General features: G+C 65.6%; 18 protein-coding genes. 14 read left to right on the top strand and 4 right to left on the bottom strand.

Going from position 1 to position 17192, the window contains the following annotated elements; translation table 11 throughout:
* Window positions 1-7: 7 nt before the first annotated feature.
* From ACZ522_RS18170 to ACZ522_RS18150, 5 genes are all read left to right on the top strand, one after another.
* On the top strand, window positions 8-805 hold the full coding sequence (locus ACZ522_RS18170) for a metallophosphoesterase (RefSeq protein ID WP_379696335.1): 798 nt from the start codon (window positions 8-10) through the stop codon (window positions 803-805).
* 68 nt (window positions 806-873) lie between these two features.
* A complete protein-coding gene (locus ACZ522_RS18165; protein WP_379696338.1) occupies window positions 874-999 on the top strand; it encodes a hypothetical protein in 126 nt (41 codons plus the stop codon).
* A gap of 71 nt (window positions 1000-1070) precedes the next feature.
* The gene (locus ACZ522_RS18160) at window positions 1071-3917 is read left to right on the top strand and encodes a DEAD/DEAH box helicase (protein ID WP_379696340.1); all 2847 of its coding nucleotides are present in this window, start codon (window positions 1071-1073) and stop codon (window positions 3915-3917) included.
* 75 nt (window positions 3918-3992) lie between these two features.
* On the top strand, window positions 3993-4706 hold the full coding sequence (locus ACZ522_RS18155; RefSeq protein ID WP_379696343.1) for a class I SAM-dependent methyltransferase: 714 nt from the start codon (window positions 3993-3995) through the stop codon (window positions 4704-4706).
* 50 nt (window positions 4707-4756) lie between these two features.
* Window positions 4757-5869: an AI-2E family transporter gene (locus ACZ522_RS18150; protein WP_379696346.1), complete on the top strand. Its 1113-nt coding sequence runs from the start codon at window positions 4757-4759 to the stop codon at window positions 5867-5869.
* 21 nt (window positions 5870-5890) lie between these two features.
* Here the strand turns inward: ACZ522_RS18150 and ACZ522_RS18145 are convergent, their stop codons facing one another.
* Complete coding sequence (locus ACZ522_RS18145; protein ID WP_379696349.1) at window positions 5891-8056, bottom strand: CDC48 family AAA ATPase; 2166 nt, start codon at window positions 8054-8056, stop codon at window positions 5891-5893.
* Between the two features lie 117 nt (window positions 8057-8173).
* Here ACZ522_RS18145 and ACZ522_RS18140 point away from each other — a divergent pair, with 117 nt between their 5' ends.
* On the top strand, window positions 8174-8308 hold the full coding sequence (locus ACZ522_RS18140; RefSeq protein WP_379696351.1) for a DUF7128 family protein: 135 nt from the start codon (window positions 8174-8176) through the stop codon (window positions 8306-8308).
* 46 nt (window positions 8309-8354) lie between these two features.
* Here the strand turns inward: ACZ522_RS18140 and ACZ522_RS18135 are convergent, their stop codons facing one another.
* Together ACZ522_RS18135 and ACZ522_RS18130 are read right to left on the bottom strand one after the other, a co-directional pair.
* Window positions 8355-8585, bottom strand: a complete 231-nt coding sequence (locus tag ACZ522_RS18135; RefSeq protein ID WP_379696354.1) for a DUF7508 domain-containing protein — start codon at window positions 8583-8585, stop codon at window positions 8355-8357.
* Window positions 8585-9016 carry a DUF5796 family protein gene (locus tag ACZ522_RS18130; RefSeq protein ID WP_379696357.1) on the bottom strand — a complete coding sequence of 144 codons (432 nt, stop codon included), beginning with the start codon at window positions 9014-9016 and terminating at the stop codon, window positions 8585-8587. The genes ACZ522_RS18135 and ACZ522_RS18130 overlap by 1 nt, the downstream gene beginning before the upstream one ends.
* Before the next feature lie 117 nt (window positions 9017-9133).
* Between ACZ522_RS18130 and ACZ522_RS18125 the strand changes: the two genes are divergently transcribed.
* From ACZ522_RS18125 to ACZ522_RS18090, 8 genes are all read left to right on the top strand, one after another.
* A complete protein-coding gene (locus tag ACZ522_RS18125; RefSeq protein ID WP_379696360.1) occupies window positions 9134-9985 on the top strand; it encodes a shikimate kinase in 852 nt (283 codons plus the stop codon).
* Window positions 9982-10293: a chorismate mutase gene (locus ACZ522_RS18120; RefSeq protein WP_379696363.1), complete on the top strand. Its 312-nt coding sequence runs from the start codon at window positions 9982-9984 to the stop codon at window positions 10291-10293. The genes ACZ522_RS18125 and ACZ522_RS18120 overlap by 4 nt, the downstream gene beginning before the upstream one ends.
* A gap of 185 nt (window positions 10294-10478) precedes the next feature.
* Entirely contained in the window at window positions 10479-11285 is an 807-nt protein-coding gene (locus tag ACZ522_RS18115) for a DUF1801 domain-containing protein (protein WP_379699852.1), read from the top strand.
* Window positions 11286-11680: 395 nt separating this feature from the next.
* Window positions 11681-12301 carry a TetR/AcrR family transcriptional regulator gene (locus ACZ522_RS18110; protein WP_379696366.1) on the top strand — a complete coding sequence of 207 codons (621 nt, stop codon included), beginning with the start codon at window positions 11681-11683 and terminating at the stop codon, window positions 12299-12301.
* A 131-nt stretch (window positions 12302-12432) separates the two neighbouring features.
* Window positions 12433-13641 (top strand): cytochrome P450, encoded by a 1209-nt coding sequence (locus tag ACZ522_RS18105; RefSeq protein ID WP_379696368.1) that lies wholly within the window; start codon window positions 12433-12435, stop codon window positions 13639-13641.
* A gap of 97 nt (window positions 13642-13738) precedes the next feature.
* Window positions 13739-14509: an SDR family NAD(P)-dependent oxidoreductase gene (locus tag ACZ522_RS18100; protein ID WP_379696371.1), complete on the top strand. Its 771-nt coding sequence runs from the start codon at window positions 13739-13741 to the stop codon at window positions 14507-14509.
* A gap of 103 nt (window positions 14510-14612) precedes the next feature.
* Window positions 14613-15047: a DUF7575 domain-containing protein gene (locus tag ACZ522_RS18095; protein WP_379696373.1), complete on the top strand. Its 435-nt coding sequence runs from the start codon at window positions 14613-14615 to the stop codon at window positions 15045-15047.
* Window positions 15048-15111: 64 nt separating this feature from the next.
* Window positions 15112-15891: a polyprenyl synthetase family protein gene (locus tag ACZ522_RS18090; RefSeq protein WP_379696376.1), complete on the top strand. Its 780-nt coding sequence runs from the start codon at window positions 15112-15114 to the stop codon at window positions 15889-15891.
* 543 nt (window positions 15892-16434) lie between these two features.
* On the opposite strand, the gene ACZ522_RS18085 is transcribed toward ACZ522_RS18090, so the two are convergent.
* Complete coding sequence (locus tag ACZ522_RS18085; protein WP_379696379.1) at window positions 16435-17151, bottom strand: SDR family NAD(P)-dependent oxidoreductase; 717 nt, start codon at window positions 17149-17151, stop codon at window positions 16435-16437.
* Between the last annotated feature and the right edge of the window lie 41 nt (window positions 17152-17192).

Genomic DNA, 17192 nt, shown 5'->3' with positions numbered 1-17192 from the left:
GGCGTCGATGGCACCCCCGCGCCGCACCGGCCCGTTGGTCGAACCCGTCTCCGGCGAACCGGCGGCCGTCGCCGACGTCGGCGGCGAACGCGCACTCGTCGTCGCCGACTACCACGCCGGCATCGAGGCGGGTCTCCGGTACGAACGCGGCGTCGAACTCGACAGCGACGCGGACGTCCGGCGCGCCCGAATCGAGTCGCTCCTCGACCGGACAGACCCCGACAGACTCGTCATCCTCGGCGACTTGGGGCACCGAATCGGCGGCCCGAAGGGCGACGAGGAGGGCGAACTTGCGGCGTTCGCGGCGGCGGTGACCGACCGCGTCCCCGTCACCCTCGTCCGCGGGAACCACGACGGCGGCGTCGAGGAACGACTCGCCCCCGAGTACGGCGACCGGTTCGCCGTCACCGACGGGGCGGGCGTCCGCCTCGGCGACGTGGGGTTCGTCCACGGCCACCGGTGGCCCAAGCGGGAGGTAATCGAGGCCGACGTGGTCTGCTCGGCGCACGAACACCCCGCCGTCAGACTCGAGGATTCGGTCGGCGGCGGGCGCAAGGAACGCGCGTGGTTGCGCGGCCCCCTCCGGCCCGAACCGTTCGCAGCGCACCTCGAACTCGACGTTTCGGAACTCGACTGGAGGAGTCCGGAACTCGTCGTCTTCCCGGCGTTCAACAACCGGTCGGGCGGAACGTGGGTCAACGTCGAGGGGCAGGGCTTCCTCTCGCCGTTCCTCCCCGACGCGCTCCTCTCGGCGGACGCGTACCTCCTCGACGGGACGCGCCTCGGCGCGTACGACTCGCTGTAAGTCGGCTGAGGCGACTGTCACCCCGCGCGGCAACACCGCATTTCCGTCCGCCGGGAGTGCGAGTGGGTATGCGACTCTCCACGGTAGTCATGGCTCTCGGCGTACTGCTGTTCGTCCTCCCCGTGCCCGTCACGTTCATCGCCGGTGGCATCGTCTTCCTCGCGGGCGTCGCGTTGCGACTCCTCGGGAAGTAAAAGACCGCCGTTCGGCGGGGCGAGACGCCGAGAGCGGTGCGCTTAATCCGCTCGCGCCGCTAGCGGAAACGATGCAAAACGGGCCGTCCGCGCAGGGTATGGACGCGTTCACGTTCCTGGGCGAAACCGTCTGCGACGCGCTATCGAAGCGAGGGTTCACCACCCCCACGGAGCCGCAGCGTCGGGCGATTCCGCCCCTCGCGGCGGGGAAGAACGCCCTCGTCATCGCCCCCACCGGGACGGGGAAGACGGAGACGGCGATGCTCCCCGTGCTGAACTCGATCGTCGAATCTCCCGACGAGGACCGAGAGGGCCTCTCGGCGCTGTACATCACGCCGCTTCGCGCCCTGAACCGCGACATGCGGGAGCGACTGGAGTGGTGGGGCGAGGAGTTGGACGTGGAGATAGACGTCCGCCACGGCGACACCACCCAGTACCAACGGCAGAAGCAGGCGAACGACCCGCCGGACGTGTTGGTGACGACGCCGGAGACGCTACAGGCGATGCTGACCGGGAAGAAACTCCGGCAGGCGCTCTCGGACGTTCGGCACGTCGTCGTCGACGAGGTGCACGAACTCGCCTCGGCCAAGCGCGGCGCGCAGTTGACCATCGGCCTCGAACGCCTGCGGGAACTCGCCGGGCCGTTCCAGCGAATCGGCCTCTCGGCCACCGTCGGGTCGCCCGAGGAGGTGGGGAAGTTCCTCACCGGCGACCGGTCCTTCGAGATAGTCGAGGTGGACGTCGCCAGCAAGGTGGACTTCACCGTCGTCCACCCCGAAGTGACGCGCGAGGACGAGACGCTGTCGGGCGAACTCGCCACGGACGCCGAGATAGCGAGTCACGTCCGCCTCGTCCGCGACTTGGTGCGCGAGCACGAATCGACGCTCGTGTTCGTCAACACCCGTCAGACCGCCGAAGCGCTCGGGTCGCGGGTGAAGAAACTCGGCGCGCCCATCGAAGTCCACCACGGGTCGCTCTCGAAGGACGTGCGAATCGACGTGGAGGACCGGTTCAAGGCGGGCGAACTCGACGCGCTCGTCTGCACGTCGTCGATGGAACTCGGCATCGACGTCGGGCGGGTGGACCACGTCGTCCAGTACGGCAGTCCGCGCGAGGTGTCGCGCCTCCTCCAACGCGTCGGCCGGGCGGGGCACCGCCGCGACGAGGTGTCCCGCGGCACCATCATCACCGCCGACCCGGACGACACCCTCGAAGCCCTCGCCATCGCCCGCCGCGCCGAGGCGGGCGACGTGGAACCCGCCCACATCCACCACGGCAGTCTCGACACCGTCGCCAACCAGATCGTCGGCATCGTCATGGACACCGGCGAGGCGTCGGCACGGAAGGCGTACGAATTCGTCACGTCGGCCTACCCGTTCCGCGACCTCTCGGAGGAGAAGTTCCGCGAGGTGGTCCGCGAACTGAGCAGCAACCGCCTGCTGTGGTTGGACGAGGAGAAGGACCTCCTGGAGAAGTCCGGCGGGACGTGGCAGTACTTCTACGCCAACCTGTCGATGATCCCCGACGAGGAGACGTACGACGTCCACGACATGTCCTCGCGGCGGCAGATAGGCACCCTCGACGAGCGGTTCGTCGTCAACTTCGCGGAACCCGGCGCGTCGTTCATCCAACGCGGCGAGATGTGGCGCATCAACGACATCGACGACGACGAGGCGCGGGTGAACGTCACGCCCATCGAGGACCCCGCCGGCGAGGTGCCGTCGTGGACCGGGTCGGAGATCCCCGTCCCCGAACCCGTCGCGGGCGAAGTCGGCGAGATACGCGACATCGCCGCCCGGCAGTTCGAGGCGGGGGCCGACCGGTCGGCCGTCGCCCGCGACGTACTGACGCGCTATCCGACCGACGAATACACGCTCTCGGAGGCGTTGAAACCCGTCGAGAGGCAGGTGGAGGCGGGTCACCCGATTCCGACGGCGGACCGCCTCGTCCTCGAGGGCCAAGCGCGGCGGGTCGTCCTCAACTCCTGTCACGGCCACCGCGTGAACGAGACGCTCGGCCGACTGCTTGCGGCCCTCGTCGGCCAGCGAACCGGGTCGTCCGTCGGCATCGAGGTGGACCCCTACCGCGTCTCCTTCGAGGTGCCGCCGAAGGTGTCCGTCCACGCGTTCGTCGAGGTTCTGGAGGCGACGGACCCCGACCACGTCGAGGGACTCCTCGAACTCGCGTTGAAGCACTCCGACTCGCTGAAGTTCACCCTCGCGCAGGTGGCCGCGAAGTTCGGCGCACTGAAGCGCTATCAGGGGAACAAGCGCTTCGGCGCGGACCGACTCGTCGCCGCCCTCGAAGACACCCCCGTCTACGACGAGGCGGTGCGCGAGGTGTTCCACGTTGATCTGGCCGTCCCGGAGGCGACGGCCCTCCTCCGCCGAATCCACGAGGGAGCGGTGGAACTGGCCACCGCCCGCGAACGCACGCCCATCGGCATCGACGGGAGTTCGGGCGGGCGCGACTTCCTCGTCCCCGAGAACGCCGACGCGAGCGTCATCGAGGCCATCAAGGATCGAATCCAGAACGACCGGGTCATCCTGTTGTGTCTCCACTGCAAGGACTGGAAGCGCAAGACGAAGGTGCGGCGCGTCCCCGACGAACCCGAGTGCCCGGAGTGCGGCGCGACGCGCATCGCCTGCCTCAACCCGTGGGACGAGGAGACGGTGAAGGCGGTTCGCGCGGCGGAGAAAGACGACGAACAGGAGCGACTGACGAGGCGCGCGTATCGCTCCGCTAGCCTCGTCCAGAGTCACGGCAAGCAGGCCGTAATCGCGTTGGCCGCCCGCGGCGTCGGCCCGCAGAACGCCGCGCGAATCATCGCCAAACTCCGCGAGGACGAGGCCGACTTCTACCGCGACATCCTCCAACAGGAGCGACAGTACGCGCGAACGCAGTCGTTCTGGGACTGAGGGACGGTCGCCCTGGATATGACAGTTAGTAGCACACGTCAGGGTTTTATCACTTCTCGGGGAGATGTCCTCTCCATGCCGGACGACGCACTCGGTGCGGCGATGTTGGACTACGTTCGCGGCGACTACGACGGGTCGTGCGTCCACTACGACCCCGAGACGGGGGAGGCGTGGGACGCGAACGTCGAGTCGTTCTACTTCGCGCCGCCCGACGAGTGGTCGGAGTCGCTTCGGTCACTCGTAGACGGCCTCCGGACGCCCGTCCTCGACGTGGGGTGCGGCGCGGGCAACCACGCGCTCGCCGTCCAAAATCGGGGGACGGTGGTCGGGTTCGACGCGAGTCCGAGGGCGGTCCGCGCGGCGCGCGAACGCGGCGTCGAGCGCGCGTTCGTCGCGGACATGTTCCGGATGCCGGTCGCCTCCGACCGCTTCAAGACGGCGTTCGTACGCGGCACGCAGGCGGCGCTTGCATCCTCGCGGGCGGAACTGGTCTCCTTCCTCGACGCACTCGCCCGCGCGACGACGGAGACGGGCGAGGCGGTCGTGGACTCCTACGACCCCGCCGACGCCGACGGGTCGCACGGACACCGACCGACCGACGAGGCGGGCGTCGGCCGCCGAACCTTCCGCGTCGAGTACCGGGGCCGCGGACTCGTCGGGCCGCGACTCGACTTTCGGACGTTCTCGCCGGGCGAACTCCGCGCGGCGTGCGCCGAGACGGCGTGGACCGTCGCAGAGGTGACGGACGGCGGCGACGCGGGATACTACAGCGCACGCTTGCAGAAGTGAGCGTTACCCTCGCAAACACGCTTAACGCGGCCCCGCTTGTAGCGGACGCTATGACCCGTCTGCCATCGGAGCGGTCGCGCATCGCGTGGTGGGGACTGACGGCGACGCTCGCGCTGTTTCTCGCCTTCGCGGTGTACCAGTTCATCGGCACCGTCGCCCTCGCGATATTCGTCTACTACGGGACGCGCCCGGTGTTTCACCGCCTCCGACCGCACCTCGGATCGGACGAACACGCCGCGTCGGCGACGGTGTTCCTCCTCGCGGTTCCCGTCTTCGCCCTCCTCGCGTACTTCTTCCTCGTCGGCCTCAACGAAGTCGGCGCGGTCGCCGAACAGTATCAACGACTCCTGCAACCGTACGTCAACGTGGACGCGTTGCGCTCGAACCCGGTCGAGACGGTTCGCTCGGCGGTTCGGAGTTCCGGCGGCGGAAGCGGCGAGGAAGCGATCACGGCCGCGATGGAGACGCTCGGCGCGGCGACGACGGCGGTGATGCACGTGTTCTTCGCGCTTCTCGTCGCCTACTACCTCCTCCGGGAGGGGCGGGACATCGACGGGTGGTTCCGGTCGGAGGTGGCCGACGAGGACTCCGCGGGGTACGCCTACGCCACCGCCGTGGACACCGACCTCGAAACCGTCTACTTCAGCACCACCCTGCTGGTGTTCGTCGTGGGCATCCTCTCGGGCGTCATCTACAACGGCTACAACCTCGTCGCGCCGCAGGCCGTCTCGATTCCGCTCCCGACGGCGTTTGCCCTCGCGACCGGACTGGCGACGCTGATTCCGCTGGTCGTCGGAAAAGTCGTCTACGTGCCGTTGGTCGGCTACCTCGCGTTCGCGGCCGTCCGAACCGGCGGGCCGTTGCTCGTCTACCCGGCTGTGCTGTTGGTCGTCGCGTTCATCTTCCTCGATTTCGTCCCGCTCACGTTCGTCCTGCCGAAACTGGCCGGTCGGAGCACCCACACCGGGTTGGTCCTGTTCGGCTACATCGGCGGGCCGATGCTGTTCGGGTGGTACGGGCTGTTCCTCGGCCCCCTCATCGTCGTCCTCTCGGTCCAGGTCGTCCGCATCGCGTTCAGCGAGTTGATACACGGCCAACCGGTCACGCCGCACGTCACCGCCGCCCGGTCTATCGGGTCGGACCCGCCGTCGAACGACGACTGACGGAGAACGCGCTTCGGTCGCTTACGCCGGCGAACCCGCCGGTCGAACCGAGTCGAGGGCGGCGTCGAAGTGTTCCCGGCGGATGCGCACCTCGTCGGCGTGGTCGTTCGCCGCCTCGCCCTCGTAGGCCGACGCCACCTCCTCGATGGCGCGCATCGCCGCCTCGCGGCACACCGCCGCCACGTCCGCCCCGGAGTAGCCCTCCATCCGCCCCGCCAACGCGTCTAAGTCCACGTCCTCCGCGACGGGTTTCTCGCGGGTGTGGACGCCGAGGATGGCGCGCCGGGCGTCCGCGTCGGGCGCGGGCACCTCGACGTGCGATTCGAGGCGGCCCGGTCGGAGAAGCGCGGGGTCCAGCGCGTCCTTCCGGTTCGTCGCCGCGAGGACGACGAGGTTCGGGTTGTCCGCCAGTCGGTCCAACTCGGTCAAGAGTTGGGAGACGACGCGTTCGGTGACGCCGGAGTCGCCGCCCATCGAGTCGCGGTTCGTGGCGATGGCGTCTATCTCGTCGAAGAAGACGATGGCCGGGGCGGCCTGCCGCGCCCGTTCGAACACCTCGCGGACGGACTTCTCGGACTCGCCGACGTAGCGGTCCAGCAGTTCGGGTCCGCGCACGTGGATGAAGTTGACGCCGCTCTCGCCCGCGATGGCCCGCGCGAGGAGCGTCTTCCCGGTTCCCGGGGGGCCGTGCAACAGGACGCCGGAGGGCGCGTCCGTGTTCGCCGCCTCGAACAACGGCGCGTACGTCAGCGGCCACGTCACGGCGCGTTCGAGCGTTCCCTTCGCCTCCTCCAGGCCGCCCACCTCGTCGAACGTCGTCGTCGGCGACTCGGCGACGAACTCCCGCATCGCCGAGGGTTCGACCGACGCCATCGCGGACTCGAAGTCGGCGGCCGTCACCTCCAACTCGGTGAGCGAATCGGGCGCGTCGCCCGTCTCCCCGCGCCGGGAGCGTCGTAACGCGGTCATCGCCGCCTCCTTCGCCAGCGATTCGAGGTCCGCGCCGACGAAGCCGTGCGTTCGGGCGGCGAGGCGTTCCAAGTCCACGTTCTCCGCGAGAGGCATCCGGCGGGTGTGGACGTCGAGGATCTCGCGGCGGCCCCGTTCGTTCGGCACGCCGATCTCTATCTCGCGGTCGAAGCGGCCGCCGCGGCGCAGGGCCGGGTCGAGCGTATCGACGCGGTTCGTCGCGCCGATGACGATGACGTCGCCGCGGGCGTCCAACCCGTCCATGAGAGAGAGGAGTTGGCCGACGATGCGGTTCTCCACGTCGCCGCCGTCCTCTCGCTTCGATGCGATCGAGTCTATCTCGTCGAAGAAGACGATGGCCGGGGCGTTCTCTCTGGCCTCCTCGAACCGTTCGCGGAGTTTCTCCTCGGACTCGCCCTTGTACTTCGACATTATCTCCGGGCCGGAGATGGTGAGGAAGGTGGCGTCGACCTCGTTCGCGACGGCTTTGGCGATGAGCGTCTTCCCCGTCCCCGGCGGGCCGTGAAGCAGGACGCCCTTCGGCGGGTCGATGCCGAGGTGGGCGAACACCTCCGGTTCCGAGAGGGGGAGCTCTATCATCTCCCGCACCAAGTCCAGTTCCTCGTCCAGTCCGCCGATGTCCTCGTAGGTGACGCCGGTCGACTGCTGGTCCTCGTCGTCGGAGGGGCCGACGGAGGCGACGACGCGTTCGACGCGCCCCCGCCTGACGAGTTCGAGCCTCGTCGAGCGGGTGATTCGGACCATCCCGTCGGGGTTCGTCTCCGAGACGACGAACGGGTCCCTGCTGAGCCGTTCGAAGTGAATCTGCCCGCCCGCCTGTATCGGCCGGTCCTGCAGGCTGGTCTTGATGAGGTCCACCGCCCGGTCTTGGTCTTCGAACGCCACGTCGTCGGGCATCGCCAGCGTGACGGAGCGGGCGTCCTCGACGTCCACCTTCGAGACGCGGACGGACTCGTCTATCTTCGCGCCCGCGTTGGCGCGCGTGTCGGCGTCGATGAGGACGACGCCCTCGGGGACGGTGCTCCCGGCGGGCCACACCTTCGCCACCGTCTCGCGCGACCCCTCGACGACGACGGTGTCGCCGCTGAGGACGCCGAGTTTGCGGCGCGTCGCCTCCGGAAGCCGGGCGATCCCCCGCCCGGCGTCGCGTTTCTCCGCGCCGCGGACGGTCAGCGTGAGACCCTCCTCGTCGGTCATACCCGGCCCTTAGGTGGGCCCTTTCTTTATCCTTCCGCGCTGACACCGCGCGGCGAACGTCCTCCGATCGCTGAATTTCTGGACGATTTTTTATGGTACGATAGCGAACAGCCGGGTATGGTATCTACGACCGAACGAGACGACATGACGTGGTACCAGTGCGACGGGTGCGGGTTGCTGTTCGACACGAAGGAGGAGGCGAAACAGCACGAAGGCAACTGCGACACGGAGAGTCCGTCGTACCTCCAGTAAGGCGGCGGTTCGTGGCACCCCGGCCCGTCGCCTTCGGCACCGCGAACTACAGGTCGTCGAGCAGTCGTTCCGCGTGGTCCGGCGACTGGGCGCGCTTCCAGCGGACTTTCTCGGCCGACCCGTAGGAGAGTTCCTCCCTGAGAACGTCCGGGAGGAGTCCGGCCGTTGCCTCTATGACGTCGCCCGATTCGTCGCCGAACTCGACGACGCCGTAGGCGTCGGGCGTCTCGCCGACCGTCGAACGCGTCAGCGGTCGCCAGCGCTTCCGGAGCGACATCAGTCCTCGTCGACGAACTCGTAGGAGTCTTCGCCCCAGTCGTCCTCCGCGAAGACGAAGACGCGCCCGCGCGCCTCCTCGGGGTCGGCCTCCACCTCGGTCCGCATCCCGGCGACGCTTCGGACCGTGACGCCGGGGAATATCTCCTCCTCTTCGCCCTTCTCCAGGATGACGCGCCCGACGCCCGTCGATTCGAGGATGTCGTCGTGCGTCTTGAGGTCGTTGACGTACACCATCACGCCCTCCGTCTCCGTCGGGTCGGTGACGAGGACGTGCACCTGCTTGCCCGGACTCGTCGTGAGCGTCCCGTCGACTTTCTCGGGGACGCCCCGGTAGAGCGTCGTCCGCCCGTCGGTGTACTCGACCTGCACCCCGTGTTCGAGGAGTTCGACGCCGAGCGTACTCGGCGCCACGTCGTTGCGCGCGCTCATACTCTCGCGTTGGCGCGGGCCGGTGAAAAGGTGCGCGATGGGTCTGTTCCCCGCCGCGGAGACGGCTAAATCCGCACCCACCGCTACACCTTTCCGTTCGCTCGCGTCCCTACTGGTATGCACGGCCGCGCAGTAGCGCTCGGTGCGGGGACGGTCCTGAACGCCCTCGCGACGGGCGTCGGGTCCGCCTTCGCCATCGACGCCGAGACGACGGCGACGGTGGAACTCGACGACTCCGGCACCGTCGCAGGCGAGGTGGCGGAGGACGCCGAGGCGGACACGCGCCTGATCGAACGGTGCGTCGAACTCGCCGTCGAACGCTACGGCGACGGCGCGGAGTACGGCGGCCGCGTCCGCACGGAGAGCGAGGTGCCGATGGCCGCGGGGCTGAAAAGTTCCAGCGCCGCCGCGAACGCCTCCGTCCTGGCCGCCGCCGCCGCCCTCGGCGTCGACCCCGACCGGGAGGAGGCCTGCCGCCTCGGCGTCCGCGCCGCCCGCGACACCGGCGTCGCCGTCACCGGGGCGTTCGACGACGCCTCCGCGTCGATGCTCGGCGGCGTCACCGTGACGGACAACCGCGAGGACGAACTCCTCGCCCGCGACGAAGTCGAGTGGGACGTCCTCGTGTGGACGCCCGACGAACGCGCCTACAGCGCCGACGCCGACGTCGAACGCTGCGAGAACGTCGCGCCGATGGCCGAACTGGTGGCCGACCTCGCGGTGGAGGGCCGGTACGCCGAGGCGATGACGGTGAACGGGCTGGCGTTCTCCGCCGCCCTCGGCTTCCCGGCGGACCCCGCCGTCGAGGCGATGCCCCACGCGGCGGGCGTCTCCCTCTCCGGAACCGGACCGAGCGTCGTCGCGGTGGGCGACCGCTCGGACCTCGAACGCGTGAGGGACCTGTGGGACCGACGCGACGGCCGGACGCGACTGCTGACGACCCGAACAGACGGAGCACGCACACTATGACACGAGACACCGACGCAGACGACGCACGACGACCGGACGAGATGACGCTGGACGAACTCCGCGAGGAGATAGAGGACATCGACCGCGAGATAGTCGAACTCATCGCCCGCCGGACGTACGTCGCCGAGACCGTCGCGCAGGTGAAAGCAGAGCGGGACCTGCCGACGACCGACGAGGGGCAGGAAGAGCAGGTGATGCGACGCGCCGGCGAGAACGCCGAACGGTTCGACGTGGACTCGAACCTGGTGAAGGCCGTCTTCCGGTTGCTCATCGAACTGAACAAGGTGGAGCAACGGAACAAGCGATAGTCGAAAGCGAGCGTTTTGAGGCATCTGGTGCGGTTGGATTAGTCGAATCTTCCTCCAGTGGTCGTTCTTTCGCTCTCGGTCGGTGAACGAGTACCCGGTTCCGGAGGCGAACGGGCACCGGGCCGAATTCGGCGTGTGAACCGTAGATATGTTAATTGCCTCACATGCCAATTGAGTAGGTGAGTATGAGCGTGTCTAGCCCTCCTTCTGCCCGAGAGGTTTCCGAACTCGTGATGGCGAACCGAGCGATCAGAGCACCCTACTACCAAGCCGACCACGACGATGGCGTTCGCTTTACGGATTTAGAGAAGGGTCTCCAATGGGGTGCCGACGTCGTTCCAGCGATGTTGGGTCTGTTCCGCGTGGAGCGAGACGTCCGGGACGACCACATCGACGGCTGGGTGGGATTCGCTCGCCACTGGCGAGGAGGGACGCTGCGGCTGGACTTCGACCTGTTTTCCGGTTCCGAAGAGTCGGAGCCGATCGCGGTCGTGACCGCGGTATCGGGCCGGAAGGGGGAGAACACCGTCGCGGACGAGGACTTCGGGGAAATCGAGTTACCGGATCACGTTCCGACGCAGGAGGAGTGGGAAGACCGAGAAAAGCAGTATCAGAAGGCGCGGCGGAACGACGATACCGACGGGTCGGCGGCCGTTGAGGCATACATCGCAGCGTTACCGGGGTGGAAGCGGGAGTTCGCGACGCGGTTCGACGAACTCGTCCGACGCGAGGTGCCCCATGTGCGCCGCGCCGTCCGGTATCACCAGCCGTTCTACGGCGTCGAGGACAACGGATGGTTCGCGTCTTTCAGCGCATTCTCGAAGCACGTGAAACTCTCGTTCGTGTGCGAAACGCACCTCGAACCGGAGCCACCTAGCGGAACGGCGCCGCAGAGACAGGCTCTCGACCTGACGGAGACGGACACGCTGGACGAAGAGCAGGTCGCGTCCTGGATACGGCAAGCCGCCGACGACCCGGGAATGAATTGGTGAGGAGTAACCCGACGCCTAGGAGAGGGGTTCGACAACAAAAGTTCCCGACGGCCCGAACGACCAGCTAACGGACGAGTACTGCGACTCCCGCGACGGTTACGGTCAGATCGAGAGCGAACGCTACGACGCCGATTACGACTCCGGCCGTGACTCCCGCCCGTCTGACCCCCTCACTACGAACTGGCACAGAAATATCAAATAATAAATACTACGGGCAGATAAGCTCTCACGAGGTTCTCAGAGTCGGACGACAAAATATGACGACGCTCGATCGACGCCTCGAACACCGAACCGAAGCGTGGCCCTGCCTCGGGTGACGATACGTTCGAGGTTCTGCCGGTGGTCGCTCGCTGATATCGAAGTTCCCTTCTGGCCGTCGATAGTGTACATCCATAATGAAGGGCGCTTCGGGGACCGAACAACGGATTCGAGAAGCCGCATTCCGTGCGCTCGCTGAGCACGGCTACGCGGACCTCACGATCGTGGATATCGGCGACGAACTCGGGCAGAATCCGTCGCTCATCTACCACTACTTCGACAGCAAGGACGAGTTACTACTTTCGATGCTTGACGTCTTCGTGGACCTCTTCGTCACAGGGGTAGACGAGGAACCGGTCCACGACCCGGAGGCGGAACTCCGACAAGTCGTCGCGCAACTACTCCATCCCGACCCCGTACGAGTCCAACAGGTGATGGAGTCGCCGCCAACCGATATCGAGACGGCGATGTCGCGCGTGTTCGTGGAGTTGTGGGGACACGCAATCTGGGACGACGACTTCCGCGCGGAGACGACAGCCCTGGAGGAACGCGTCCGCGAGGCTATCACAGCGATTCTCAGGACCGGTATCGAGCGCGGCGAATTCCGCCCTGTCGACCCGAAACTGACGGCTGATCATCTTTTCTTCCTGCTCATGCAGGCCACCCACACTCGAGCGACAACGAACTGGGAGACGGCCACTGACCGAGTAGAAGAAATCGTCGACGACATCATCGACGATATCGCTCGCGACGACTGACGCCTGCTACTTTCCGGGTTTTCTGCCCTCACGCGTTTCGCCCGCTTTCGACCTAATTACCGGCCAGCGTACGACGCTGATCGACCGGAATCGCCGAAAGGCCTATAATTAATTAATTGATCAATTAACCCATGCAGTCAACTGATTCGATCGATAGCGCCCGACAGATACCGGCCCCGTTACGGAGCCGTGACGCGAAGCTTGCGCCGTTCGACTGGTACACCGAGATGCGGCGCGAAGCCCCTGTCCACTACGACGAAGAACGCAAGACGTGGGACGTCTTCCGCTACGAGGACGTCGATCGCGTCCTCCGCGATCACGAGACGTTCTCGGCGGATCGGTCCGGGAGTGCTGAGAACCCCTCGGGTGACGCTGGGAGCGATATGGCGGTACTCAAAACCATGATCAGCACCGACCCCCCGGAGCACGAGCGTCTACGGGGGTTCGTAAACGAGCGTTTCCAACCCGGTGCACTTCGCGAATACCGACCTCGGCTCGGAGAACTCACCGACAAGCTAGTAGACGGACTCGAAGACGCGGGCCGATTTGACTTCGTCGAGGAGTTCGCCATTCCGTTCCCGGTGACGGTCATTGCGGAACTACTGGGTATCCCTGCCGAACGCCGCGACCGGTTCAAAGAGTGGTCAGACGCGCTCATCGCCCGCCCCGAAGACAGTAGCGAGGAAGCTATCCAGCGGATGAAGCGACGGAGAGAAACCGCTCAAAAGGAGATGGGCCAGTACTTCGCTAAACTTCTCAACGAACGACAGGCGGGCGAGGGAGACGATCTCATCACGCTAGCGGCGACGGCGGACGAACTGAACCTGCAAGAGAAGATCGGCTTCTGTATGATCCTTCTCCTCGCGGGTAACATTACGACGACGAACCTCCTTACTAACGCCATCTGGTGTTTCGAGGAACAAGGCATAACGGAGGCCGTGGCGTCGGGCGAAATCGACCACAAGAAGGCCATCGAAGAGGTGCTTCGCTATCGGTCCCCGATACAGGAAGTACAGCGCGTTGCCGTCGAGGACGTCGAACTTAGCGGGCAGCAGATCGAGGCGGGGGAGGTCGTGAACGTCTGGGTGGGCGCCGCGAACCGTGATCCAGAGGTCTTCGACGGACCGGAGGCGTTCCGTCCAGAGCGTCGGCCGAACCAACACCTCGCATTCGGAAAGGGCGTCCACTACTGTTTAGGCGCACCGCTCGCGCGTCTCGAGGCGGATATCGCGCTCGACCGACTTCTCACGCGCTTCGACAGTCTCGATGCGGATCTGTCTGGGCTTCGACCGATATCGGAACACTACGGTCTCCGATCTCTCCCCTGTCGGGTGAGCTAGATCGCTACCGAATCGGCAGTCCATCATCCCTCATCGGCGAGAGATGCGAGGAGAAAGATCGTGCAAATAACGACATCAATCGACGCGAAGTAAACATATGGATGGATTGGAAGAGAAGACGGCACTAGTAACAGGAGCAGGATCGGGGATCGGACGTGCGTCGGCACAGCGTCTCGCAGCGGAGGGAGCCAACGTCGTCGTCGCGGACGTCGTCGAAGAAACCGGTCGCGAGACGGTAGACCTAATTGAGGACTCCGGCGGTGACGCAACCTTCGTTGAAGTCGACGTTTCCGACACTGAGTCGGTCGAGCGACTGGTAGACGTCGCGGTCGACACCTACGGAAGTCTCGACTTCGCGCACAACAACGCCGGCATTACTGATTTTGCGGCAGTGACGGACATCGAGGACGAACAGTGGGACCGGCTTCTCGACATCAACCTGAAGGGGGTATGGGCCTGCGTGAAAGCCGAACTGCCCGTCATGGCAGAACAGGAGAACGGTGCGATTGTCAATACTGCGTCGGAGGCCGGATTGGTGGGGATGGCTGGGCTCTCCAGTTACTCGGCTAGTAAGCACGGAGTCGTTGGTCTGACGAAATCGGTCGCGCTCGAATACGCGGCTCAAGAAATCAGGGTCAATGCCGTCGCTCCGGGCCCGACGAAGACGAACATTCAAGCGAACTCGGAAGCTCGACAAAGCGGCCCTGATTCGATGCCGTTCGACGTGTCGGCGATGACCGATGTCCCGATGGAACGCGTCGCGGAACCGGAGGAGATAGCTGGCGTCGTCGCCTTCCTCTTCTCGTCCGACGCCTCGTACATCACCGGCCATACGATCCCCGTCGACGGCGGTCAGGCCGCTGACTGAAACGGACGGCCAACTTCCCTTTTCGACTGTCGGTCTGTCTCGGGTACAGAATGCCGTCTCTAGACCGACAAGACTTATGACTAACTGACTGATTAGTCAGTACATGCAAGAACGGCTTTCGCGAAAACGGCCGTGGCTCGCTGCACTACTTGCTACGGTCGCTACTGGACTCGGCCACCTCTACCTCCGGCGGTGGAAACGCGCTTTCGGGTGGCTCGCTGTACTCTTTGCTGTGACTGCTCTCTTCGTCGACCCCAGCACTATCTCGGCCCTCCGAGCGGGAAGCACGGTGAGTCCGTCGGCTATCGCCCCGGTTCTAATCGTGGGGGGACTCAGTACCGTTGATGCGTACCTTCTCGCACACGCGCAGAATGCAATCTCTCGAATAACAGTTACGTCGAACGGACGGTTCACGCACTGTCCGAACTGTCGTCGAGAACTCGATGCAGAACTCGATTTCTGTCATTGGTGCGCAACGAACGACATCGACCCGGAAGCAGCGCTTTCGGATAAACCGGTCAGTCGAGAGAGGAATTGACGAACTGACATCCGGAGACAGATCGTTTCGATAAACGCCACTCTCGGAGCGAAGGGCGAATACGATGAACTATCCAAATCAAGTAGCCAGAATCGACGCGCAACTCGCGAGTGTCGCATGTACTGCAGACCAAGCCGGAGTGACGCTCGTTCGGCGGACGCTCGAAGAACTGGACGATAGGTGGTACGGGAAGTTCGTCGTCGGGGTCTATGGTTCGCTGGCGGACGCGCCAGACATCGAGGCAGTCATCCCCGCCGCGACGGCGATCGAACTCCTCCGGGGGTACTGCCGTCTCCGGAGCGAACTTCTCGTTCAGGTCACCGACGAACGAGCGCACTCTCTCTCCCACGATGAATCGACGGCGCTGTTGGCCGGGGATTACCTATACACGTCAGCGTATTCGTTGCTCGATTCGCTCGGGTATCCAGCACTCGGCGCTTGTTCCGAGATCCTCACCGACGTGCTGATGGATGTCACGGCGGCATTCGTGACGGGGTATCGTCAGCAGTCACCGTCTAAGCTAGACTCGACGGCCTTCTTCGACGCAACGACGGGTACCATCGGTGAAGGTGCCGCCCTCCTCGGGGCGACACTCGCTAGAGCCGAGGAAAACAAGTACGAATCTATCGCAAGAGTTGGACGCGGATACAGCACGTCGAGACAGATACGTCGCATCCTCGGTGCCGACCCCGGCCTGTTTAAGGTCGTACCGCGTCTCATCGACGAGTCGAAATTGCAAACGCACGCGGACTTCTGGCGAGAGAACGCGGAGGTAGCGCTCTGTGATCTCTCGACGACGACGGACGTCACTCCGCTTCGACTACTCGTGGAGGCGAACGAATAACGGCAGTTACTAGTTCGCTGGCCCTCGGCGATATGCACTCGCATCCGCTCACCGACTGTCTCTTGCCTGAAATGCCACCCGGTCGATGCGGAAGTCGATGCGTCAAAAACCGCGCCGGTAGTTTCTCCTGACTCGCTCTACTAGGAACCGTAGAGCGTTCATGTCACTATCCATAACGTAACTGACGACGCTTCCGTTCTACGGGCATGCTCCCGCCCTCCACGACACCCGACTTCGTTCTCTCCGTGACCGCCGCCACCGTGGCAACGTGGTGGTTCCTCCGAATGCGGGAGACTCGGCTAAGGCAGTCACGGATGCCCGTCACCGTGGTCGCGTTAGTTGGAGCGGTCGCACTCCTCTCTTGCACCTCCTTCGGTTCGACTACGTCGCGGTACCGTCTCCTCCGTCGGGATTCGGTTCCGGGGCGTATCGGCGCGTCCTCCCCGTTATCGCGGCGGAGGGACTCAGCGTCGCCCTATCTCTCCTCGTCCTCGCGAGGGACAGATCGTGAGCGCCGACGGGGCCCGCTTGAGGGGCCCTCGCTCAGAGGCGGACGCCGCCGTCCACGACCAGCGTCTCGCCGGTGATCGCCGACGTGGTGGCGAACGTTCGGACCGCCTCCGCGACTTCCTCGGGTTCGACGAGTCGATCTATCGGCGACGCCTCCCGTGTGGCCGGTCGTCGCTCCTCCGCGAACATCTCCGTTTTCACCGGCCCCGGTGCGACCGCGTTCGAGAAGACACCGTCCTCGGTGTACTGCTTCGCGAGGGACTTCGTGAGTCCGAGCAGGCCGCTCTTCGACGCGCCGTACGTGACGTCCGTCGGGCTTCCGTCCGTCCCGGCGGTCGAGGAGACGTTCACGATTCGCCCCTCGCCGCGGTCGCGCATCCCGGGGAGGACGGCCCGCACGCAGTAGACCGCACCTTCGAGGTTCACGCGGAGCGTCTGTTGGATGGCCTCGTCCGACGCCGTCTCCAGCGGGGTCCCGTGCAACACGCCCGCGTTGTTGACGAGGACGTCGACGCCGCCGAGTTCGTCGCGCGCGCGGTCGACCATCTTCTCGACGTCGTCGGGGTCGCTGACGTCGCACCGGTGAGTGATCGCCTCCCGTCCGGCTTCTCTGACGTCCTCGGCGACGGCGTCCGCGCCCTCGCTGTCGCTGTGGTAGTGGACGACGACGTCGTGGTCGCGCCCGAGTTCGCGCGCTATCGCGCTCCCGATTCCGCCGCTCGCGCCGGTGACGAGTGCAGTGGGTGCCATCTGTCTCCGAGTTCTCGCTCTACACAAAAAGTCGTTTCAGC

The sequence above is a fragment of the Halopelagius fulvigenes genome, assembly GCF_055398025.1.
Note: the sequence above shows the minus strand (reverse complement) of the source record. Positions and strands in the feature narration are given on the sequence as shown.